Origin of the sequence: Actinokineospora bangkokensis, from assembly GCF_001940455.1 — a bacterium.
GTDB classification, from domain to species: Bacteria; Actinomycetota; Actinomycetes; order Mycobacteriales; family Pseudonocardiaceae; genus Actinokineospora; species Actinokineospora bangkokensis.
On record NZ_MKQR01000016.1, the window covers coordinates 142,337 to 163,792 of the forward strand.

The following is a 21,456-nucleotide window of genomic DNA, read 5'->3' on the forward strand; positions in this document are numbered from 1 at the left end:
GGTGCGCCCGGAGAACACCCTGGCCGCGTTCCGGTACTCGCTGGGGCTGCCCGAGGTGTCCACGCTGGAGATGGACATCGGCATCACCGGGGACGACCGGATCGTCGTCTCGCACGACCGCGCGGTCAACGGCGCGCACTGCGTCGACACCGCCCCGGTGCGGCCCGGCGACCCGCTGTTCCCCTACGTGGGCAAGCAGATCCGGCAGCTGACCCTGGCCCAGCTCAAGACCGTGGACTGCGGCAGCAGGACGCCGCCGGAGCTGCCGGAGCAGGTCGCGGTGCCCGGTGAGCGGATCCCGACGCTGGCGGAGGTGTTCGACCTGGTGCGGCGCAGCGGCCGCGACGACGTCCGGTTGAACATCGAGACCAAGATCAGCCCCACCGCCGACGACACCGCGCCCTACCGGCAGATGACCGCGCAGCTCGTGGCGGCGATCGAGCGGGCGGGGTTCGCCGGGCGGGCCACCGTCCAGTCCTTCGACTGGCGCACGATCCGGTTGGCCAAGGCCATCGACCCGCGCATCGAGACCGTCGCCCTGGTGTGGCAGTACGGGCCGCAGGAGTGCGCGACCGTCGCCGACGAGTGCTCGTTGCAGGCCGTGTACGGCGATCCCTCGGTCAAGAGCCCCTGGACCGGTGGGCTGGACTGGTGGAAGTACCGCGACCTCGGCAAGCTCGTGCGGGCCGCGGGCGCGTCCACCGTCTCCGCGAACTGGCAGGTGCACGACCCGAACCAGGTCAAGGTGCCTGACGCCGACTGGTACCGGCGCACCGACCCCGCCTACTACTCCGGTCCCGGCGTGCCGGTGCTGGAGCAGCGCTACGGGTTGAAGGTCGTGCCCTACACCGTCGACGACGAGGCCACGATGCAGCGCGTCATCGACCTCGGCGTCACCGGTCTGATCAGCGACGACCCCGACCTGCTGATCGCGGTCGCGCGGCGGAGCGGCCTGCGGTGACCGACTCGTAGGCCGCCAGCACCGACGGCACCACCGCGCTCGCGAAGTAGCCGCGCGCGCTCACCCTGCCCGCCTCGCCCATCCTGGCGCGGCGGGCGGGGTCGTCGAGGAGGTCGTCCAGGGCGGCGGCCAAGGCGTCCGGGTCGCCCGGGGGCACCAGCAGGCCGGTGACGCCGTCCTCGACCAGCTCCTGCAGGCCGCCGATGCGGGAGGCCACGACGGGGGTGCCCGCGGCCAACGCCTCCACCGCGACCAGGCCCTGCGGTTCCGGCCAGCGCGAGGGCACCACGACGACCGCGGCGGCGGCCATGGCGGCCATGATCTGCGGGTGCGGCACACCCGAGTGCACCGGCCACGGCAGGTCGGCGGTGTCGCCGGGCGGGCGGATGGCGACGACGGGCACCCGGTGCGACATCCGCCGGTGCGCCTCGGCCAGCACGCCGATGCCCTTGTGCTCGCCCACGGCGCCGACGAAGAGGATGAAGTCGCCGGGGGGCGCGAAGTCCGGCAGCGGGCCGGGGGTGGCCACCTCGTCGGCCACGAACGACGGCACGACGCGCACCCGGTCGCGGGCGACCCCGCGCAGGGAGGCGGCGGCCATGGCCTCGTTGATGGGCAGGAACAGGTCCACCCGGTCGAAGCGGGCGGCGGCCAGGCCCAGCGCGAGCGGCACGCCCTTGACCGCGCCGTAGGCTCCCGCCGCGCAGCCCAGGCACTTGCGCAGGGCCGGGCCCGAGCAGGTGGCGTCGAGCTCGTCGCGGTGCACGAGGGTCTTCTTGGCGCACACCAGCCCGTAGTCGTGCAGGGACACCACGAGCGCGCCAGGGAAGTCCAGCGACAGGCAGGAGTGCAGCATCCAGCTGTGCGCGTGCACGACGTCGGGGCGCACCCGCTCGACCAGCTCCCGCAGCCGCCGCACGAGCACCGGGTCCGGGGCGGTGGGGTGGAACAGGTGGTTGGGGTCGGCGGCGAAGCGGCGCAGGTGGCGGGTCAGCCCGGAGAGCCGGTGCACCTCGACGGCGCCGTCGCGCTCCCGCGCCGGGGCGTCGGGGCGGGCGAGGGTGGCCACGTGCGCCTCGTGGCCGCGGGCGGTGAGCTCGTGGGAGAGCTGGCGCACCACCCGTTCGAGCCCGCCGGTGGCCGGGGCGTAGTTGTCGGTGACGTGCAGGACCCTCATGGCCGCGAGATCCGCCGCCAGGAGGCCGCCACCCACAGCGCCCCCGCGGTCTGGGCGCCGAGCCAGGCCCAGCCGACGGCCTCGATGCCCAGCACGGGCAGCAGCGCCCAGGAGGCGGCGACGGCGGCGACGAGCATCGCGGTGTTCAGCCAGAGCGCGGCGCGCACGCGGGCGGTGGCGCGCAGGACGGCCACGGCGATGTTGGTGACGGCGTCGGGGATGGCCGAGAGGGTGAGCAGGACGAGCAGGAACCGCCCCTGGGCGGGGTACTCGGGGCCGAACAGCGACAGCAGCAGCCCGCCGCCGAGCAGGTAGACCAGGATGGGCAGGGCCAGCAGCGCGCCGATGATGCGGAAGCTGCGCACGGCGGCGCCCGCCGCCGCGGCCGGGTCCTCGGCGGCCTGGGCGAACAGCGAGGTCGACACCGCGGGGCTGACCATGAAGAACACCGCGCCGAGCATCCACGTGGCGTAGAAGTAGGCGTTGGCCTCCGCCGAGACCCTGGCGACCACCAGGATCGGCAGCAGGTAGGTGGCCAGCATGGCGGCGATGGTGACGAAGTGCTGGCCCAGCAGGGACGTGCGCAGCTCCCGCAGCGAGTGGCCGAACCCGGCGAACACCGGGCGCACCGAGCGGCCGTGCTCGCTGCGGCGGAACCCGGCCAGCGGCAGCAGCAGCGAGAGCCCGGCCCCGACCGCCCAGGAGGTGAGCACCTGGTCTCCGGTGCCCGGCAGCAGCCAGGGCAGCACGACCAGCGGGATGCGCAGGCCGGTGAACAGGGTGTTGCGGCCGAGCATGACCGCGCCGCTCTTCTCCGCGACGGCGGCGTAGTCGTAGACGGTGCCCACGGCGAAGAACACCGTGCCCAGGCAGAACAGCACCGCGCCCGCGGGGGGGGTCAAGGCGGGCAGCGTGCCGAGCACGTGGCCGAGCAGCACCACGACGACGATCCCGCCGAGCAGCCCGCCCACGGCCGCGACGACCACTCCGACGGTCAGCCGCGAGCGCCACTGGGTGCTGGAGGTGCTGCGCGGCAACCACTCCACCATCGCGGCGGCGGCGCCGACGGCGGCGAACACCGCGGCCGCCTGCAGGGCGCTGGTGGCCGCGGCGCCCGCGCCGCTGACCCCGGGGCCCGCGGTGCGGGCGACCACGAGCCAGAAGACGTAGCCGAGCAGGGAGGTGACGACGCTGGTCGCCATGATCGACAGCGAGTTGCGCAGCATCGGGTCCGTGGCGAGCCGGGCGCGCAGCCCCGCCGGGGCGGCCGGTGCCGCGGTGCTCACGCGGTCACCTGGAGGCGCAGCACGAGCTCCTGGCCGTCGACGGTCAGGCGCACGTCGTAGAGGCCGGTCACGCTCGGGGCGGCGAAGGTGGCGGTCCCGCTGCGCTCGTCGACACCGCCCGGCGCCGTGCTCGGCTGGCGCGCGCCGCCCGCGGAGGTGGACGGCACCTCGGTGCCCGCCACGGTGACCGCGACGGTGGGCGCGGTGTCGGGCAGGGCGGCGCCGTAGCCGACCAGCGTCCACGGCACCGACACCGGAGCGCCCGCGCGCGCGACCGGCAGGGAGCCCGTGGCCTGCAACTGCTGGTACACCTCGGTCTGCTCCGGGCGCATCGCCGCGGCCCCGGCGACCGCGCCGCCGAGGACGACGACGGCCAGCACCGGGCCCACCGCGCGGCGCAGCCGGGTGGGGAGGGCGGGCGGGCCCGCGACGACGTGGGCGGCGAAGACGAGGGCGAGCGCCAGCACGGCGGTGCCGATGGCGATCCCGGGGGTGCCGATGGGGACCTCGAACACGGTCAGCAGCAGCACGACGGCCAGCGGCACCAGCAGGGCGGTCAGCGCGGGCAGGGTGAAGCGGACGTCGGCGTCCTCGTCCCGCTCGCCGTGCCCGGGATCGCGCCTGCCGAGCACGAGGCGGGTCGCCGCCGAGCCCGCGACGAGGACGAGCACGGGGAACAGCACGGCCGTGCGCAGCGCCGCGGGCAGCGGCAGCAGCGACAGCGCGCCCGCGGCGACCACGAGCCCCGCCAGCGCCAGGGTGCGGTTCACGGTGTGCCCGCCATGCTCGCCTCCAGCAGGAAGAAGTCCAGGTGGTAGACCCGCAGGTGCTCGGTGGTGATGACCCGGGTGGCCCACGGCACGGCGTCGAGCCGGTCGAGGTTGGCCTTCGGGGTGGCCTGGCCGATGAGCGGGTCGGTGGGGCCGAAGTTGTCCCCGATGAACGAGGGCTGCTCGGCCATGCGGGTGTCGACGACGAGGTAGTCGAAGCCGGAGGCGCGCAGGTCGGCGGCCAGCCGCGGGCTCGGCCCGGTGGCCGTCTGCACCAGTTCCCAGGCGGGGAAGCCCTCCGAGGGCGCGGCGACGGTGAGACCGCCGTAGGCGACGAGCTGCAGGGCGGTGTACCGGTCGGCGACGACGCGCACCGCGCCCGCCCGCTCGGACAGCGCCCGCGCCACGGTGCGGGCCTCGGCGCTGGCGGAGTTGGTGTCGGTGCCCCAGCGGAACGGGCCGGGGAAGCGGTACGGGTCGTTGAGGCCCGCGCCGACGTTGCCCACCAGCACCACCGTGAACGCCAGGGTCAGCGCCCACCCGCGGGCGAACCAGCGCACCCGGGGCGCGGCGCGCCAGCGCAGCACGACGAACGCGGCGAGCAGCGCGATGCCCAGGTAGCTGAACGCCCACGAGCGGCGGGCGCCCTCGGCGCCGGAGGGGGCGAGCAGGAACAGCACCGAGGGGAAGTAGACGAACCCGAACGCCATCAGCGTCAGCGTGTCCGCCCGCCACTGGGACAACCGCTTGCGCAGCACCAGGAACGCGGCCAGGCACACCAGCGCGACCAGGACGGGGGCGGCGGCGGTGAGCCCGCGCTCCCAGAACGGCTGCGGCGACTCGGCCAGCACCACCCGGCTCCTGCTCTCCTCGCTGCCCACGGTGGACAGCTGGGCGAGCGAGCCGCCGAAGTACGGGGACAGGTAGGCCACCGTCGGCACGGCCACGGTGGCCACCCACGCGCCGAAGAGCGCGACGGTGCCGCCGAAGACCACCCACCACACCCCGGCGCCCTCGGCCGTGCGGCTGCGCCAGCGCCGGAACGCCACCACGGCGACGACCACGAGCAGCAGCAGCACGAGGAACAGCGTGGTGAGGTGGTGGGTGACGACGCACGCGGCCGAGCACAGCAGCGCCAACCCCGTCATCACCGCGCGCCTGCGCCCGGTGGCGCGCGCGCCCAGGCTGGCGAACACGAGCACCCACAGGAACAGCGCGATCGCGATGCCCTCGTAGGAGTACTGGGTGTCGAAGTACATCTCCGACGGGTTGAGCGCGTAGACGACCGCGGCCAGGGCGCCTGCGGCGGCCGAGCGCAGGTGCACCCGCGCGAGCACCACGATGCCGAACAGGGCGATCATGTGGGCGGTGAACAGCACCAGCTGCCCCGACGCCCACACCGGCAGCCCGGTGAGCGCGCTGACCCAGGCGGTGATCCCCGAGGTGCCGGGGTAGTAGGTGACGATCGGGATGAGCGAGTTGGGCCGGAACAGCTGCCCGGACGCCAGCACGTCCACCGCTTCCCGGTAGTGGGCGTACTCGTCGTGGTAGGCGGGGGCGAACGGGTTGCGCAGGAACTTCGGCACGTAGGTGAGCACGCCGATGAGCGCGACGCCCCAGTAGCCGGACACCCGGTCGCCGGTGGCCACGCGGGCGGTGACCGGGAGCATCGCCAGCAGCATCCCGAGCCAGAAGACCCCGTAGCGGACGTTGGGGTTCCCACCCTCGGTGGCGAGCTGGTAGGACAGGCCGACCACGAGGATGCCGACCGCGGCGGCGCCGACCACCGCGGGCCAGGACGTCAGCGCGGTGAACCACCGGCGCTGCCGGGGCGCCTCGGGGGTGGTCGGGGACTGGGGTGCGGGGGCCAGCGCGGTCATGCCACCACCCCGCGGACCGAGGTGGACTGCGCGGAGGTGTACTGCGCGGCGGTGGACAGCGCGGCGGTGATCCGCTCGACGGCGCCGGTCGTGGCCGCCCACGAGTGCGGGTCCTCGAACCTCCGCGCCCGGTGCTCGGGCAGTTCCAGCAGCGCTGCGCGCAGGGCGTCGACGTCGTCGGGGGGCAGCAGCCGGGCACCGGCGTAGTCGCTGACCGCCTCGACGAGCCCGCCGACGGCGTAGAGCAGCACGTGGATGCCGCGGCTCATCGCGATCTGGAGCGGGCCGGAGGCGCTGCCGCGCCGGTAGGGCAGCACGAGCGCGTCGGCGGCGGCGAAGAACCGGCCCGCCTCCTCGTCGCTGACGTACCGGTTGACGAAGTGGATCCGGTCGGCGTGCGGGCTGGCCGCGATCAGCTCGGCCGGTGCCGTCCAGCCCTCCCAGGTCTCGCCCACGACGGTGAGGTGGAAGCGCGCGGCCTGCTCGGGGGTGAGCGCGTTGAACGCCCGCACCAGGTCCTCCACGCCCTTGTAGGGGCGGATGAGCCCGAAGAACAGCAGGCGCGTGGTGTCGCTGGTGGTGGCGGGCGCCGCGGGCAGGTGGTCGTAGGGGCCGTGCGGCGCGGTCTCCACGGCGAGGTGGTCGACCGCGCTGCCGTAGGTGGCGCGCAGCAGGTCGAGGTCGTGCTGGTTGTGCACGAGCGCGCCGGAGGCCTTGGCCAGCAGCGCGGGCATCACCCGGCGGCAGTAGGCGGCGACCAGCGGCACCCCCGCCTCGCCGGTGTCCTGGGTCTCGTGGAACTCCAGCACCACCGGCACCCCGGCCGCGCGCGCGGCGCGGGCGAGCACCAGGTAGGTGTGCAGGGTCGCCGCGGTCCACCACTGGAGCACGAGCACGTCCGGCTTCTCGCGCTTGAGCAGGCGCACGACCCTGGCCAGTTCCGCGCCCCAGTAGTAGTCGACCTCACCGGCGAGGCGCACCCGGGGGTCGTAGGACAGGCTGGTGAGGTCCTGGCCGGTGCGGGCGCCGCCGGGGTAGAGGCGGGCGGGGATGAGCTTGCCGAGCAGCACGGCGGTGACGTCGTGCCGCTCGACGAGGGCGTTGGCGAGCCTGCAGGTGTAGACCGACAGCCCGCTGAGGAACTCGAACCCGGGGCCGACCAACCAGACCCGGCGGCGCGCGGCGGCGCCGTCCACCTCGACCACGTCCACCTCAGATCGCCAGCGGCCGTTCGTCCCCGCCCAGCGAGCGGGGCGCCTGCTCCACCTCGACGGCCACGGGGGTCACCACGACGGCCGCGACGTGCGGGGTGCGGGTGGTGGTGGCGTAGGACAGCGGCTGCGGCCTGCGCTCGGCGCGCACCCTGGTCAGGATGGACAGGCAGCGCAGCCCGTCCCGCCAGTTGATCTTCTTGCCCTCGGCGACCGAGCGGCCGTCGTAGCTGACCGGCACCTCGTAGGGGCGCACGCCGCCGCGGATGAGCCGGGCGGTGAGCTCGGTGTCGAGGCCGAACCCGTCCTCGCTGAGGGTCAGCGCGCGGAAGTCGGCCACCGGCAGCAGCTTGAGGCAGGTGTGCATGTCGGTGAGGCAGGAGTCGTAGAGCACGTTCGCCGCCAGGGTCAGCGCGCGGCCGCCCACGGCGAACCGGAACGACTGGTAGCGGGTGTTGACCCCGAAGACCCGGGAGCCGAAGACGTGGTCGGCGCGACCGCGCAGCACCGGGTCCAGCATCGCCGGGATGTCGTCCGGGGAGTACTCCAGGTCCGCGTCGAGGATGATCATGTGGCTGCCGCGGGCCTCGGCGACCCCGGAGCGCACCGCGGCGCCCTTGCCCAGGTTGCGCGCGTGCACCACCAGCCGCAGCCCCCGGCCGACGAGCTCGCGCAGCACCGGCAGGGTCGCGTCGGTGCTGCCGTCGTCGACCACGATCAGCTCCACCGGGCACGGGTAATCGACGGCCAGGACCCGTTCGATCGCGGCTCTGATCGTGCGGCTCTCGTTGTACACCGGCATGACGATGGACAGGTGCACCATCACTTCTCCCACGTCCGCAATCGTCAGGGCCGACCGCTCGGACCCCCTCGAACGGCAATTCGGAAACTAGCTCGGCGGCGTCGCGGTCCACAGCGGAAAGTGCGCCGACTCACGTGGTGATGTCCTCAGCTCCGAGGTCACCCGAACGAGGTCCGTCCCGAACACCCTGGGATACATAACCACGCTCTGTGTCATCACGCCACCCGGGGGGTGAAGTTTTACCGGAGTGACATACCTTGGTCGGGTGGCTGTGGCCAGGCAACACTACTGAACGAAACGAGACGGCGACCACACCCCGACGTCCGACAATACCGTCCACACTGGACATAAAGACGGCTGGCGCCATTCTTGGCACCACGCCGACCGCATTCGTAGTACCCTCCTGCACAGCACGCAGAAATTGCAGGTGAGGACACCGGGTGACGCCGTGGCGACACGGTGCGCCGCACTTTTCCTGCAATGTCTTTCACCTTCGTCGCTCACCGCGGAGTGGCGCACGTCGCGCCGGCGCCCCCGCCGCCGGTGATCGCCATACCCGCGGTAGGAAAGGAAGTCCGCCGGTGCCCCGTCGCCTGTTCGCGCTGGCCATCGCCGCCGTGACCGCGGTCTCGGGCTGCGCGGTGGCCGCCACCGCCGCCGACCCCGGCACCCGGTACTACGTCTCGCTCGGCGACTCCTACGCCGCGGGCTACCGACCCACCGGCACCGATTCCGGCGGTACCTCCACCGACGGCTTCGCCTACCAGGTCGCGGAGAAGACAGTGGTGCACGGGCTGCCGATGCAGCTGGCCAACTTCGGCTGCACCGGCGTCACCTCCACCCAGCTGCGCTCGGAACCGGGCTGCGCCGAATCCGCGCTCGGCCCGAACCCCGCCCCCTACGGCGGACTGTCCCAGGCGGCGGCCGCCGTGGAGTTCGTCAAGCAGCACAAGGGCCGCATCGGGCTGGTGACGGTCGTGGTGGGCGGCAACGACGTCCGGCCCTGCCTGCCGATCCAGGCCGCGCCCCGGCCCGACGCGGTGCCCTGCCTCCAGGCCGCCGTGCAGCAGCTGCGGACCAACCTGTCCGCCGTGCTCGGCGCGCTGCGGGAGGCGGCGGGCCCGGACGTGCCCATCGTCGGCCTGACCTACCCGGACATGCTGCTCGGCGCCTGGGTGTCCGGCGGCGCGGGCGGCCAGGAGATCGCCGCCGCGTCCGTCGCGGTGTTCCGCGACCTGCTCAACCCGGCGCTGCAGGCGGAGTACGCCGCCGTCGGCGCGGAGTTCGTCGACGTCACCTCCGCCACCGACGCCTACGTCCCGCTGGCCCAGACCACGACGGTGCCGGGCTACGGCGTGCTGCCGACCGCCGTTGCCGCCGCGTGCCTGTACACCTACTACTGCCGCTACGGCGACGTGCACCCGACCTTCGACGGGCACCGGGTGATCGCCGAGCACGTCGTCCGCGCGGCCCGCATCGCGTGAGCGGCACGCCATGACCACCGTCGCCGTCGTCACCCCCGGCTTCCCGCCCGAGCGCGGGGGCGTCGAGGCGCACGTCGGCAACCTGGTGCGCGAACTGGCGGCGCGCGGTGCGCGCGTGCGCGTGCTCACCGCCCGGCGCGGCCTCACCGCCCCGGTGGACGAGGTCGTCGGGGGCGTGCCGGTGCGGGTGTACCCGGCGTGGCGCACGACGGCGATGTCCCTGTCACCGCGGCTGCTGCTCGCGGGGTTGCGCGCCGGGCGCGACGCCGACGTGGTGCACGTGCACAGCTACCACGCCGCCTGCGGGTTCGCGGCGCTGGCGGGCTTCCGGCGGCGGGTGGTGTTCACCCCGCACTACCACGGCGGCGGGCACACCACCGGAGCCTCGCTGCTGCACCTGGGCTACCGCTTCGTCGGCAAGCTGCTCTTCCGCGCGGCGGCCCGGGTGATCTGCGTGTCCGAGGCCGAGCGCGCCGCGCTCGTCGCGGACTTCCCCGCGGCGGCGGCGAAGGCGGTGGTGCTGCCCAACGGCGTGGACACCGCCGCGCTGCGCGCCGCCGAGCCGTTCCCCGGTGAACCGCGCACGGTGCTGAGCCTGGGGAGGCTGGAGCCGTACAAGCGGGTCGACGAGCTGGTGCGCGCGGTCCCGCTGCTGCCCGCCGACGTGCAGGTCGTGGTCATCGGCACCGGGTCGCAGGCCGGGCCGCTGCGCGCGCTGGCCGCCGAGCTGGGCGTGGCCGACCGGGTGCGGCTGCTCGGCGGCCTCGACGACCACGCCGTCCACCGCTGGCTGCGCACCGCCGCCGTGCTGGTCTCGCTCTCGGCGCACGAGGCGTTCGGCATGGCCCCGGTGGAGGCCGCCGCCGCGGGCGCGCACGTCGTGCTCAGCGACATCCCGGCGCACCGGGAGATCACCATCGCGCACCTGGGCACCGCGGCCAGGGTGGTCGAGGTCGACCCGACGGCGGTCGCCAAGGCCGTCGCCGCCGCGCTCACCGCCGGGCCCCCGACCGGGGTCGACGCACCGGACTGGGGCCGGATCGCCGAGGACACCCTCGCCGTGCTCCGGGGAGAGGACACCCGATGACCAGCACCCAGCGCCCCCGGCGCGTGCAGCCGCTGGACCGGCCCTGGCTCGGCCAGCGCTCGGTCCTGCTCGCCACGCCGGTGCGCACCGACGTCGCGGCGATCCGCGCGGCCCTGCTGCGCTTCGCCCACCTGCACCCCGACTCCCCCATCGCCTCCCGCCTGGACGCGGCCACCGGCCGGTGGCTGCCGGTGCCCCCGCACCAGCGGGCCGCGCACGTCGAGCGCCTGGTCACCACCGCGCCCGACCCGGACCCCGACGACCTGGAGGCGCACGTGCGCCGGTACCGGGTCACCGCCCCGGACCTGCCGGTGGTCGTGGTGGTGAGCCCGACGGCGGTGCTCACCGAGATCAGCCACGCCGTCGGCGACGCCGCCACCTTCACCCGGTTGACGATGGCGATCTCCCGGGCCTCCGGGTTGGACGAGCTGGCCCACCGCACCGGCACCCGCACCGTGCTGCGCGCCCTGCGCTCCGGGCTGCGCGCCCACCGCCAGGACTGGGCCGACTTCGTCCGCCACCGGGTCGCCCCGCCGCGCACGACCACCTCCGGCCCGCCGCAGCAGTGCCGCCCCGACTTCACCGGCACCGTCGTGCCCGCCGCGGCGCTGCGCGAGATCACCCGCTGGCGCAACGCCCACGCCCGCGGCACCTCGATCACCAGCGTGCTCACCACCATGACCCACCGCGCGTTCACCGACCTCGGCGTCCCCGTGCGCGACGACGGCCTGTGGGCGCTCATCGACATCCGCGGCCTGCTGCCCGACGCCCCCCACCGCTGGGGCAACCTGTCCAAGAGCCTCTACCTCACCGCCGCGCTGCGCGACCCCGCGGCGGTCGAGGCGGCGATGAAGCAGGCCCGCGACACCTCCCGCGCCCTGCCCGCCCTCGTCCTGGGCTCGCTCACCGGCGCCGTCGCCACCCCCCAGCAGCCGCCCACCCGCGCGCCCCGCCCCGACGCGGTGACCCTCACCTTCAACTCCATGCCCACCCTGCCCGGGCTGGCGGACATGGACTGGGTCGAGGGGGCGGGCCCGCGCCGCTTCTTCGGGTTCGGCCCGTCCATGGGCCCCGAGGGGCTGACCGTGTTCGCCATCCGCACCCGCGAGCACCTGGAGCTCAGCGCCAGCTACGACTCCTCCGTCATCAGCACCGACACCGCCGCCAAGGCGCTCGCCGCGCTCACCGACCCCGCCGCGCTGCTCGCCGCGATGGGCTGATCACCGGGCGGCGTGAAATGCCCGCCCGGCCACCGGCGATACCCCCGTGGAGCGAAGGGGGGCGCCCGTGCCCGAGGTCGTCGTCGTCCAGGACCCGGCGTCCGCGGGGGTCGACCCCGACTCCCTCCGGCGGGCCCCGGGGCTCGGGGTGGAGGTCGTCGACTGGGCGGCGGCCGTGCCGGTCGAGCCGTGCTCGGCGGGCGACATCACCTCCGCCCGCGAACTCGACCTGCTGGCGGCCTGGTGGGCGCGGGCCGCGGAGATCGACCGCTCGATCCCCCTCCCCGACGGCGACACCCTCATCCGCCCGGGGCGGTTGGTCGAGCGCGCGCTGCCCTACCTGGTGGGCCGCCACTTCGAGTCCGACACCGCGCTGTTCACCGCGCTGCGGCGCACCACCGGGTACCTGTCCGACCCCGCGCGCCGGGCGGCTGCCCGCGGCGCCGTCGCGGACGCGCTGCCGGGCGCGCGGGCCGTCGTCGCGTCGGGGTTCGGGTCGGTGGTCGCCTACGAGGCGCTGTGCGCCGCCGCCCACAAGGTGGGCGCGTTCGTCACGGTCAACTCCCCGCTGGGCGCGCGCGACCACGTCTTCCCCCGGCTGGACCCCCGGCCGGACGTGGTGGGAGTGTGGCCGGGCCCCGCCGACCTGGTGTGGACGAACATCGCCGAACCCGGTGACGTGGCCGCGCTCTCCCCCGACCTGCGCCCCTACTTCGGGGACTCCGTGCGCACCCACGTGCTCGGCGCGTCCGACCGGGCCCGCGGCACGCTGGCGCGCCTGGTGGCCGACGCCGTGGGGGCCGCCTTCGCCTGACCGCGGCGGGCCGTCAGACCCGCCAGGGCATGTGCTGCAACGTCCAGGTGTTGCCGTCCGGGTCCGCGAACGACGCGTACAGCACTCCCCCGCCCACGTCCTCCACCTCCCCGACCTCGGTGCCGCGCTCGACCAGCGCCGCCCTGGCGCGCTCGATGTCGGCCACCACCAGGTGCAGGCCGCGCACGGTGCCGAGGGCGCCGTCGAGGTGGGGCAGGCCCTCCGAGAGCAGGATCGAGCAGGCCGAGCCGGGCGGGGTGAGCTGGCAGATGCGCACGCCCTCGGCCGGGCTCATGTCGACGTCGACGTGGAAGGCGAGCCGGTCGGTGTAGAAGGCCTTCGCGCGGTCGACGTCGGCGACCGGGAGCGGGACCAGTTCGAGCAGGTACTCACCCGGCAGCACGGTGCGGTTGGGCAGCGGCGCGGCGAACTCCGTGGACATGGGGGGCATCCTGCCGGGAGGCTGGCCGCTGCCGGTGGCGCAACGCCGCATACCGGACGGTCCCGGTCGGGGGAACCCCGGGCGGAGCACCGGAATGTCGGTGGGCACCGGCAGAATGACCGGCACAGGCCCGGTCCGGGTCTGGACCGGGGGCGGCGGACCGGCCGCGCCCGGCGGAGGGATGGCCAGGGGGAGTCGTGAGCGGGCAGCGGACGTTCCAGGTGGACCTGCGGGGTGTGGTCGACCTGCTGAGCCACCACCTCTACTCCAGCCCGCGCGTGTACGTGCGGGAGCTGATGCAGAACGCCGTGGACGCGGTCACCGCGCGGGGGGACGCCTGCGCGCCCCGGCGGATCTCGATGGTGGCCGACGGGCGCGGCCTCGTCGTCGAGGACACCGGGATCGGGCTCACCGAGGAGCAGGTGCACGAGTTCCTGGCCACGATCGGGCGCAGCTCCAAGCGCGACGAGCTGGGGTTCGCCCGGCACGAGTTCCTCGGCCAGTTCGGCATCGGGCTGCTCTCGGCGTTCCTGGTGGCCGACGAGGTGCGGGTGGTGACCCGCGCCGAGGGGCGGCCCGCGGTGGCGTGGACCGGGCGGTCCGACGGCACCTACGGCATCGGCCCGGCCGAGCGCGCCGAGACCGGCACCACGGTCACCCTGGCCGCGCGGGCGGGCGCCGAGCAGTGGTTCGACCCCACGACGGTGGCGGAGCTGGCGGCGCTGTACGGGTCGATGCTGCCGTTCGAGGTCACCGTCAACGGCGCGGCGGTGACCGGGGGCGGGCTGCCCTGGGCCCGCGACGAGCGCCCGGCGGGTCAGCGGCGGGCGGACCTGGTGGGCTACGCCCAGGACGTCCTGGGCACCACCCCGTTCGACGTGGTGGACCTGGACGTGCCCGAGGCCGCGCTGACCGGGGTGGCGTTCGTGCTGCCGTTCCCGGCCAACCCCGCCGACCGGGGCGGCAACCGGGTGCACCTCAAGCGGATGCTGCTGTCGGAGGGCGTGGCGGACCTGGTGCCGGACTGGGCGTTCTTCGCCAGGGTCGTGGTCGACTCCGGTGAGCTGCGGCCGACCGCCAGCCGCGAGGGCCTCTACGCCGACGACCTGCTCGACCGCACCCGGGAGGCCATCGGCGAGCAGCTGCGCGGCTGGCTGGTGAACCTGGAGCGCACCGACCCGCGCAGGCTCACCAAGTTCCTCGGCGTGCACCACCTGGGCGTCAAGGCCCTGGCGCTGCACGACGACGACATGCTCCGGCTGGTCGACCAGTGGTGGCCGGTGGAGACCAACACCGGCCGGATGACCACCGCGGAGTTCCGCGCCCGGCACGGCGAGCTGCGCTACACCGCCACCGCCGACGAGTTCCGGCAGCTGGCCGGGGTGGCCGCCGCCCAGGGCCTCGCGGTGATCAACGGCGGCTACACCTACGACACCGAGCTGATCGAGCGGCTGGCCGACCTCGACCCGACCACCGCGGTCACCCGGCTGAGCCCCACCGACCTGGCCACCCGGTTCGACGCGGTGGACCCCGAGGTCGAGCTGGGGCTGCGCGGGTTCCTCGGCACCGCCCAGCGCGCGGTGGACGGCCTGGGCTGCGAGGTGGTGCTGCGCGCGTTCGACCCGCCGAGCACCCCGGTGCTGTTCCTGGTCGACCGCGACGCCGCCTTCCGCGCCGAGCTGCGCGCCACCCGCGAGCGCGCCGACGAGCTGTGGGCGGGTGTGCTCTCCGCGTTCGACAAGCCCACCGACGACCGCCCGCAGCTGGTGCTCAACCACCGCAGCCCGCTGGTGCGCCGGGTGTGCGCGCTGGGCGACCCGGCCGCGGTGGCGCTGGCCGTGGAGGCCCTCTACGGCCAGGCGCTGCTGCTGGGCCACCACCCGATCCGGCCCGCCGACGCCGCACTGCTCAACCGCTCGTTCCTCGGCCTGCTGGAGCGGGCCGTCCCCGGGGAGGACTCCGACCGATGACCGCACCGCAGGACCTGGCCGACCGCCTCGACGCGGTGTGGTCGATGCCGCACGGGCGGGCCCAGGTGGCGGCCGTCGAAGCGCTGATCCGCGACGCCGACGCCGCGCACGACGGGCACGTCGCCTACGGCGCGCGGCTGGTCGCCGTCACCGCCTACATCAAGGGCGCCGAACCGGCCAAGGCGTTCGTGCCGTTCGCCTGGGCGGTGGCCGCGCACGACCGGGGCGAGGGCGACCCGCGCCTGGAGGACCACCTGCTGTGGCTGTTCAAGAACGTGACCGGCTCGCTGCTGCGCCACCCCGAGGTGCCGCTGGACCGGACGATGGCGGTGCTGGAGGACATGGAGCGCCGCTACCGGGCGGCGGGGCACACGATGAACCCGGTGCACATGTACCGCACGCGCATCGCCGACCACGTGGGCGACCGGGCCACCGCGGACGAGCAGTACCGGCTGTGGTGCGCGACCCCGCGCGGGGAGATGGCCGACTGCGTCGGCTGCGAGCCCACCCGCAAGGTCGCCTACCTGACCGCCCGCGGGCGCCACGAGGAGGCCGTGGCGGTGGCCGACCCGGTGCTCACCGGTGAGCTGTCGTGCGTGGAGCAGCCCGCGGCGATCCTGACCGCGCTGCTGGAGCCCTACGTGCGGGTCGGCAGGGCGCAGGACGCCGCCGACGCCCACCGCAGGGCCTACCGGCTGCTGCAGGCCGACCGGTCCGAGCTGGACACCATCGCCGACCACGTCGAGTTCTGCGCCCGCACCGGCAACCCGGCCAGGGCGCTGGAGCTGGTGCAGCGCCACCTGTCCTGGTTGGACGAACCCGGCTCGCCCATGGCGGAGATGGCCTTCAGCGCCGCCGCGGCGCTGGCCCTGCGCACGGTGGTCGAGGCCGGGCACGAGGTGACGCTGACCCGCGACGCGGTGGAGGTCCCGGCCGCCGAGCTCGCCACCGAGCTGCGGGAGCGGGCGCTGGCGCTGGCCGCCCGGTTCGACGCCCGCAACGGCACCACCGCCCAGGGCGACCAGGTGCGCGCCGTGCTGGCGGCCGACCAGCTGGTCGAGCACCTGCCGCTGACCGGCACCGCCCGCCGGATCGAGGCGGCCGAGGCGGGGATGCCCGCGCGGGCCGAGCAGGCGCCCGCGCTGCCCGACGACCCCGACGAGCTGCTGGCCTTGGCGCTCGACGGCGAGAACAGCGAGAACAGCGGGAACGGCGAGAACAGCGCCGTCGGCGCGGTCAGCGCGGCAGGCGGGGTCGAGGCGGTGTGGGCGCGCTTCGACGAGGTCTGCCCCGAGCCCGAGGGCCTGCGCCTGGCGCACCGCACCGCGCGCCGGGGCGTGGAGGCGTGGGAGCGCGAGGACCTGGACGAGGCGCTGGCCCGCTGGCAGGAGGCCGTCGAGCGCTACGACGAGCTGGGCGAGCCGGAGCGGGCGCTGGGCGTGCGCGGCTGGGTGGGCACCGCGCTGTGCGCCGCGGGCCGCACCGACGAGGGCGTGGCCGAGCTGGAGTCAGCGCTGGCCGCGGCGGGCGGGGCGGGTGCCCGGCCGCGCGTCGGCGCGCAGCTGCGGCTGAGCCAGGGGCTGTGGCTGGCCGGGCGGCACGAGGAGTCGGTGGCCAGCACCCGCGCCGCGATCGAGCAGGCGGGCGACGAGCCCGCGCTGCTCGGCGAGGCGACCTCCGACCTGTCCCGGCAGCTGCTCGCGCTGGGCGAGGTCGACGAGGCGGCCGAGCACGCGGCCGCGGTGCTGGAGCTGGTGGCCGAGCCGGGGCAGGTCCGCCACCAGGCGGCGCTGCTGGTCGGGCGCGCCGCCGCGCGCGCGGAGGACTTCGAGCGCGCCGGGGCCCTGTTCGCCGAGGCGTGCGCGTCCGAGGTGCCGGAGGTGCTGGCGGAGGCGTTCACGCTGCGCGGGCACGTCGCGGGCGACCTGGGGCGCCCGGAGGAGGCGGTCGAGCACTACGCCGAGGCCGTGGCCCAGCACACCAGGGCGGGCGACATCGCCGCGGCGGCCGAGCTGTCGCTGCGCCTGGCGTTCCTGCACTCGGAACTGGAGCGCCCGGAGGAGGCCGCCGACGCCGCCGACGAGGCGCTGCCGTTCCTCACCGACCCGGAGGAGGTCGCGCAGGCCCGGTACGTGCTGGCCACCTCGCACAGCGCGCTCGGCGCGACCGGGCAGGCGCTGGAGCTGTTCGCGGAGGTCCGCGACCACTACGCGGGCACGCAGGAGGACGCGCCGCTGGGGCAGGTCCTCGCGGACACCGCCGACGTGCTCGACCGGCTCGACCAGGACGCCGAGGCCGCTCGGGTCTACGCCGAGGCCGCCGCGGCCTACGGCCGCGCGCAGCTGCCCGCCAAGCAGCTGGAGAACCTGCGGCACGCGGCCATGTCCGCGCACTGGGCGGGCGACGGGGACACCGCCCTGCGCACGCTGGCCGAGGCCGACGCCCTGGCGCCGGTGCTCGACGAGGACGAGCAGCCGTGGGCGCGGGCGCAGCGGGGGTTCCTGGACCACGCCGCGGCGCGGTTGTTCGCGGCGGTGGACCGGTTCGAGGAGGCGGTGGTGCGCGCCGCCGCGGCCGCGGCGCGGTTCGAGGAGCTGGAGGCGGCGCAGTTCGCGGCCCCGGCGCACGCGCTGCACGGGCGGCTGGCCGGGCAGCTCGGGCGCACGGCGGAGGCCCGCGCGGCGGTGGAGCGGGCCCTGGAGCTGGTGGACGACGAGGACGAGGAGACCAGGGAGGAGCTGCGCGAGCTGCTCGCCTCGCTGTGACCCGCCGCCCCGCTCGGCCGTCCACAGCGGCCGGGCGCGGTGGCGGGTCACCCGGTCGCCGGGGCGGTGTTCCCGGTCGAGGCGGTGCCGACCTCGGCCGATCGAGTGGTGTTGTGGCCGGGGTCACACGCGGTGGGACCAGGGGTGCCACGCTGCGGGGATGACGCGTGCGGTGGTGGTGGGCGGGGGCTTCGGCGGGCTGTGCGCGGCGCGGGTCCTCGCCGAGCACGGCGCCGACGTCGTCGTGCTGGAGCAGGACGAGGTGACCGCGGAGTCGTTGCAGCGGCGGGGGGTGCCGCAGGCCCAGCACCCCCACGCGCTGCTCGCCCGGGGGCTGCGCGAACTGGAGGCGCTGTTCCCCGGCCTGGGGGACGAGTTGACGGCGGTGGGGGCTCCGGAGGCCGACTTCGGGGAGGTCGTGCGGTACCGGGTGCCCGCGGGCTGGGCGCCCCGGGTGCCGGTGGGGTTGCCCATCCGGACGGTCACCCGCCCGGTGCTGGAGCGGTTGCTGCGGCGGCGGGTGCTGGCCGACCCCCGGGTCACCACGCGGGGCGGGTTCACCGCGGAGGACCTGCTGTGGCGGGGTGACCGGGTGTGCGGGGTGCGGGGGCCGCGGGTGGTGGACGCGGACCTGGTGGTCGTCGCCACCGGGCGGCACAGCCGGGTCGGGACGTGGTTGCGGTACGGGGGGTTCGAGCCGCCGAAGGCGCTGGTGGTGGACGCGGGGACCGTCTACACCACGCGGGAGTTCAGCGCGGGGTCCACCCGCGACTGGACCGCAGTGGCCGAGTTCCCGCGCGCGCCCGGGGTGCGGCGGGGCGGGTTGGTGGTGACGACCGAGTCGGGCACGCGGTTGGTGACGCTGGTGGGCGCGGACGGGCAGGTGGCGCCGACCACGGAGTCGGGGTTCCTCAACTACGCGCGCGGCCTGCGGGCACCGGAGTTCGCCGACGTGATCGGCAGCGGGGAGCCGGTGGGGACCGTGCACCGGATGGCGCGGCTGCACAGCCGGTGGACGCTGCTGCACAGGATGCCGCGGTGGCCCGCCGGGTTGCTGTGCCTGGGCGACGCGGTGTGCGCGCTGAACCCCGTGCACGCGCAAGGAATGACCGTCGCCGCCGTGCAGGCCGCGGTGCTGCGCGACGGGCTGGCCGAGGGGGTGGCGGAGGTCGAGCTGCAACGGCGGATCGCCGGGGCGGTGGGGCAGGCGTGGGCGCTGGCGACCGGGGCCGACCGGGTGTGGGACCCGTTCCCGACGCCGTGGCGGTCGAGGGCGCTGGTGCGGGTGCTGGCGCGGGTGGACGAACGGCTGCCGGGCGACCCCGGGCTCTTCCGCGACTTCTCCCGGGTGGCGCACCTGGTGGACCGACCGGGCCCCGGGCTGCTCTGGCGGGCGCTACGGCCGGTCCGCCGAGGCCACCAGCGCGGTGCAGTGCTCGACCAGCCGCTCGCGTGAGACCGCGAGGGTGCCGTCGAGGTGGGCGGCGAACAGCGCGGTGAGGGCGCCGACGACGCCCAGGGCGGTCATCTGCCGCTCGTCGGGGTCGGCGGTGGCCAGGTGGTCGTGCACGAGGGTCACGAAGGCCGGGACGAGCTGCTGGCCGCGGGCGCTGAGCACGGGCTCGGCCGCGGGCGCGAGCAGCAGCACCCGGCCCACCGCGGGCTCGTCCACGACCAGGTCCACGAAGGCCTCCACCGCCGCGCGGGGCAGGTCGGCCTGGTGAGCACCGGCGGTGGCGGTGACCAGCGCCTCGTGCGCGCGCTGCCCCACATGGTCGTAGACGGCGCGGACGAACTCGTCGCGGTCGGTGAAGCTCTCGTAGAAGTAGCGCTCGGTGAGGCCGGTGGCCCGGCAGACCGCGCGCACCGAGACACCGGGGCGGGTGGGGTCGCCGAGGATCGCGACACCCGCCGCCAGCAGCGCGGCGCGCCGGGCGGCTCGGCGGTCGGCCAGCGTCGATCCCATCGCCGCCATCCTCCCACGCGCGGACACCGGGTACCCGAGGGACACTCGTTGACAACGGTCGTTGTCAGCCCCTAGCCTGACAACACCTGTTGTCAGCGTGGGCGGGGAGGGCGCGGTGGGTGGTCCGGGACCGGGATCGGTGACCTGGAAGTACTTCGGGGACTGGCGCGGCCTGCTCCAGGGGCTGTGGGCCGGGTCGATGCAGAACATGCACCCCAAGCTCGGGGCGGCGGTGGAGCAGCACTCGGAGTTCTTCTCCGAGCGCTGGGCGCGGCTGTTCCGCTCCCTCTACCCCATCGGCGGGGTGGTCTTCGACGGCGACCGCGCCGAGGAGACCGGCCGCGAGGTCCGCGACTACCACCGCGACATCAAGGGCGTGGACTCCCGGGGCAGGCGCTACCACGCCCTCGACCCGGACGTCTTCTACTGGGCGCACGCCACCTTCTTCTACGGCACCCTGCTCACCGCCAAGCACTTCTGCGGCGGCATCTCCGACGCCGAGGTGCGCGCCCTCTTCGACGAGCACAAGCAGTGGTACGCCCGCTACGGCGTCAGCACGCGGCACGTCCCCGACACCTGGGAGGACTTCCAGGTCTACTGGGACACCACTTGCCGCACCGTCCTGGAGGACAACCGCGCCACCCGCGAGGTCCTCGACCTCACCACCCTCGACGCGCCCCCCGGCCTGCCCGCACCCCTCTGGCGCCTCGTCCGCCCCGCCATCGCCAAGGGCTTCGTCTGGCTCACCGTCGGCATGTACGACCAACCCGTCCGCGACCTCCTCGGTTACCGATGGACCCCCCGCGACGAACGCCTCCACCGAGCCCTGGGCACCGCGATCCACTGGGCCTTCGCACTCGTCCCCGAACGAGCCCGCAAACACCCCCGCGCCCGGGACGGCCTGGACCGCGCCTCCGGCCGCCTCCCCGCCGACACCCCCCTCATCCACACCCCCACCCGCCACCTCCCCCGGGACCACACCGACCCCCGACACTACTGCCCGGTCCACGCGGAACGCCGCGGCTGACCCTCCCCTATGGACAATCCCCCTTCGGGGATCCGCCACGAAGCACCACGCGGCCGTGGCAGATTCCCTGAAGTCCTAGTTGCCTGAAGACCTAGTTGCCGAAGAAGCGGCCGAACACGGACTGGGCCGCGGAGCCGGGGTCAGCGATGGCGTCCTGGGCTTGGGAGAGGAAGCCCTGGCCCTGCTCGGCAGCAGCGGAAGCCTGGGTGGTGGCGGTGTCGGCGAAGGCCGATGCCTGCTCACCCGCCTGGCCCGCGAAGTCACCGGCCTGCGCCGTGGCGGCATCGGTGAAAGCCACTGCCTGCTCGCCCGCTTGGCCGGTGAGATCACCGGCCTGGGCCGCGACATCGCCCGCCTGGGCCGTGGCGGCGTCCCCGAACGCGGACACCTGCTCTCCCGCCTGGCCCGCGAAGTCGCCGGCCTTGGTGGTGGCGGTGTCGGCCGCCGAGGCCGCCTGGTCGGCACCGGCCCCGAGGGTGGCGGTGTTGTCCTCGATGAACTGGGTGGCCTTGTCCCGCAGGGAGTCGAAGAAGCCCATTGGTGTCCTCTCGTTGATCGGCGTTCTCCTGGAGAACGAACGAGGTGTCCGTTTTG

General features: G+C 75.0%; 18 protein-coding genes. 9 read left to right on the plus strand and 9 right to left on the minus strand.

The genetic code is table 11. The features are described from left to right. Nucleotide 1: 1 nt before the first annotated feature. Nucleotides 2–961, plus strand: coding sequence for a glycerophosphodiester phosphodiesterase family protein (locus tag BJP25_RS35575; RefSeq protein WP_075975863.1), 960 nt, complete (start codon nt 2–4; stop codon nt 959–961). On the opposite strand, the gene BJP25_RS15250 is transcribed toward BJP25_RS35575, so the two are convergent. From BJP25_RS15250 to BJP25_RS15275, 6 genes are read right to left on the minus strand one after another with little or no spacing between them, the layout of a single operon-like run. Next, nucleotides 906–2,138: a glycosyltransferase gene (locus BJP25_RS15250; RefSeq protein ID WP_075975583.1), complete on the minus strand. Its 1,233-nt coding sequence runs from the start codon at nt 2,136–2,138 to the stop codon at nt 906–908. The genes BJP25_RS35575 and BJP25_RS15250 overlap by 56 nt on opposite strands. Continuing rightward, nucleotides 2,135–3,424, minus strand: a complete 1,290-nt coding sequence (locus BJP25_RS15255; RefSeq protein WP_075975584.1) for a lipopolysaccharide biosynthesis protein — start codon at nt 3,422–3,424, stop codon at nt 2,135–2,137. The genes BJP25_RS15250 and BJP25_RS15255 overlap by 4 nt, the downstream gene beginning before the upstream one ends. After that, complete coding sequence (locus BJP25_RS15260; RefSeq protein ID WP_075975585.1) at nt 3,421–4,194, minus strand: hypothetical protein; 774 nt, start codon at nt 4,192–4,194, stop codon at nt 3,421–3,423. The genes BJP25_RS15255 and BJP25_RS15260 overlap by 4 nt, the downstream gene beginning before the upstream one ends. Next, nucleotides 4,191–6,074, minus strand: a complete 1,884-nt coding sequence (locus tag BJP25_RS15265; RefSeq protein WP_075975586.1) for a hypothetical protein — start codon at nt 6,072–6,074, stop codon at nt 4,191–4,193. The genes BJP25_RS15260 and BJP25_RS15265 overlap by 4 nt, the downstream gene beginning before the upstream one ends. Then, entirely contained in the window at nt 6,071–7,285 is a 1,215-nt protein-coding gene (locus BJP25_RS15270) for a glycosyltransferase (protein ID WP_198943504.1), read from the minus strand. Before BJP25_RS15270 ends, BJP25_RS15265 begins: the two co-directional genes overlap by 4 nt. Before the next feature lies 1 nt (nt 7,286). Beyond that, nucleotides 7,287–8,120 carry a glycosyltransferase family 2 protein gene (locus BJP25_RS15275; protein ID WP_198943505.1) on the minus strand — a complete coding sequence of 278 codons (834 nt, stop codon included), beginning with the start codon at nt 8,118–8,120 and terminating at the stop codon, nt 7,287–7,289. 548 nt (nt 8,121–8,668) lie between these two features. On the opposite strand from BJP25_RS15275, the gene BJP25_RS15280 reads away from it, so the two are divergent. The 4 genes from BJP25_RS15280 to BJP25_RS15295 all read left to right on the plus strand — a co-directional run bounded on the left by BJP25_RS15280 (nt 8,669) and on the right by BJP25_RS15295 (nt 12,692). Then, nucleotides 8,669–9,571 carry a GDSL-type esterase/lipase family protein gene (locus BJP25_RS15280; protein ID WP_075975588.1) on the plus strand — a complete coding sequence of 301 codons (903 nt, stop codon included), beginning with the start codon at nt 8,669–8,671 and terminating at the stop codon, nt 9,569–9,571. 10 nt (nt 9,572–9,581) lie between these two features. After that, nucleotides 9,582–10,658, plus strand: coding sequence for a glycosyltransferase family 4 protein (locus tag BJP25_RS15285; protein ID WP_075975589.1), 1,077 nt, complete (start codon nt 9,582–9,584; stop codon nt 10,656–10,658). Continuing rightward, nucleotides 10,655–11,878: a hypothetical protein gene (locus BJP25_RS15290; RefSeq protein ID WP_075975590.1), complete on the plus strand. Its 1,224-nt coding sequence runs from the start codon at nt 10,655–10,657 to the stop codon at nt 11,876–11,878. The genes BJP25_RS15285 and BJP25_RS15290 overlap by 4 nt, the downstream gene beginning before the upstream one ends. A gap of 67 nt (nt 11,879–11,945) precedes the next feature. After that, nucleotides 11,946–12,692: a hypothetical protein gene (locus BJP25_RS15295; protein ID WP_075975591.1), complete on the plus strand. Its 747-nt coding sequence runs from the start codon at nt 11,946–11,948 to the stop codon at nt 12,690–12,692. 13 nt (nt 12,693–12,705) lie between these two features. On the opposite strand, the gene BJP25_RS15300 is transcribed toward BJP25_RS15295, so the two are convergent. Further along, a complete protein-coding gene (locus BJP25_RS15300; RefSeq protein ID WP_075975592.1) occupies nt 12,706–13,134 on the minus strand; it encodes a VOC family protein in 429 nt (142 codons plus the stop codon). A 197-nt stretch (nt 13,135–13,331) separates the two neighbouring features. Between BJP25_RS15300 and BJP25_RS15305 the strand changes: the two genes are divergently transcribed. The 3 genes from BJP25_RS15305 to BJP25_RS15315 all read left to right on the plus strand — a co-directional run bounded on the left by BJP25_RS15305 (nt 13,332) and on the right by BJP25_RS15315 (nt 19,325). Continuing rightward, nucleotides 13,332–15,104, plus strand: coding sequence for an HSP90 family protein (locus BJP25_RS15305; RefSeq protein WP_075975593.1), 1,773 nt, complete (start codon nt 13,332–13,334; stop codon nt 15,102–15,104). Further along, complete coding sequence (locus BJP25_RS15310) at nt 15,101–17,869, plus strand: tetratricopeptide repeat protein (protein WP_075975594.1); 2,769 nt, start codon at nt 15,101–15,103, stop codon at nt 17,867–17,869. The genes BJP25_RS15305 and BJP25_RS15310 overlap by 4 nt, the downstream gene beginning before the upstream one ends. 160 nt (nt 17,870–18,029) lie before the next feature. Further along, a complete protein-coding gene (locus BJP25_RS15315; protein ID WP_084794034.1) occupies nt 18,030–19,325 on the plus strand; it encodes an FAD-dependent oxidoreductase in 1,296 nt (431 codons plus the stop codon). Here the strand turns inward: BJP25_RS15315 and BJP25_RS15320 are convergent. Next, nucleotides 19,266–19,835 (minus strand): TetR/AcrR family transcriptional regulator, encoded by a 570-nt coding sequence (locus tag BJP25_RS15320; RefSeq protein WP_084794035.1) that lies wholly within the window; start codon nt 19,833–19,835, stop codon nt 19,266–19,268. The genes BJP25_RS15315 and BJP25_RS15320 overlap by 60 nt on opposite strands. Nucleotides 19,836–19,950: 115 nt before the next feature. Here BJP25_RS15320 and BJP25_RS15325 point away from each other — a divergent pair, with 115 nt between their 5' ends. Further along, on the plus strand, nt 19,951–20,862 hold the full coding sequence (locus BJP25_RS15325; RefSeq protein WP_198943506.1) for an oxygenase MpaB family protein: 912 nt from the start codon (nt 19,951–19,953) through the stop codon (nt 20,860–20,862). Between the two features lie 91 nt (nt 20,863–20,953). Here BJP25_RS15325 and BJP25_RS15330 read toward each other — a convergent pair whose 3' ends face one another. After that, a complete protein-coding gene (locus BJP25_RS15330) occupies nt 20,954–21,400 on the minus strand; it encodes a hypothetical protein (protein ID WP_075975597.1) in 447 nt (148 codons plus the stop codon). Nucleotides 21,401–21,456 lie beyond the last annotated feature (56 nt).

Coding starts and splice junctions, on each gene's coding strand:
- BJP25_RS15320 (WP_084794035.1), bottom strand. CDS start 19,835: ATGGGATCGACGCTGGCCGACCGCCGAGCCGCCCGGCGCGCCGCGCTG.
- BJP25_RS15310 (WP_075975594.1), top strand. CDS start 15,101: ATGACCGCACCGCAGGACCTGGCCGACCGCCTCGACGCGGTGTGGTCG.
- BJP25_RS15300 (WP_075975592.1), bottom strand. CDS start 13,134: ATGTCCACGGAGTTCGCCGCGCCGCTGCCCAACCGCACCGTGCTGCCG.
- BJP25_RS15290 (WP_075975590.1), top strand. CDS start 10,655: ATGACCAGCACCCAGCGCCCCCGGCGCGTGCAGCCGCTGGACCGGCCC.
- BJP25_RS15285 (WP_075975589.1), top strand. CDS start 9,582: ATGACCACCGTCGCCGTCGTCACCCCCGGCTTCCCGCCCGAGCGCGGG.
- BJP25_RS15330 (WP_075975597.1), bottom strand. CDS start 21,400: ATGGGCTTCTTCGACTCCCTGCGGGACAAGGCCACCCAGTTCATCGAG.
- BJP25_RS15250 (WP_075975583.1), bottom strand. CDS start 2,138: ATGAGGGTCCTGCACGTCACCGACAACTACGCCCCGGCCACCGGCGGG.
- BJP25_RS15315 (WP_084794034.1), top strand. CDS start 18,030: ATGACGCGTGCGGTGGTGGTGGGCGGGGGCTTCGGCGGGCTGTGCGCG.
- BJP25_RS15265 (WP_075975586.1), bottom strand. CDS start 6,074: ATGACCGCGCTGGCCCCCGCACCCCAGTCCCCGACCACCCCCGAGGCG.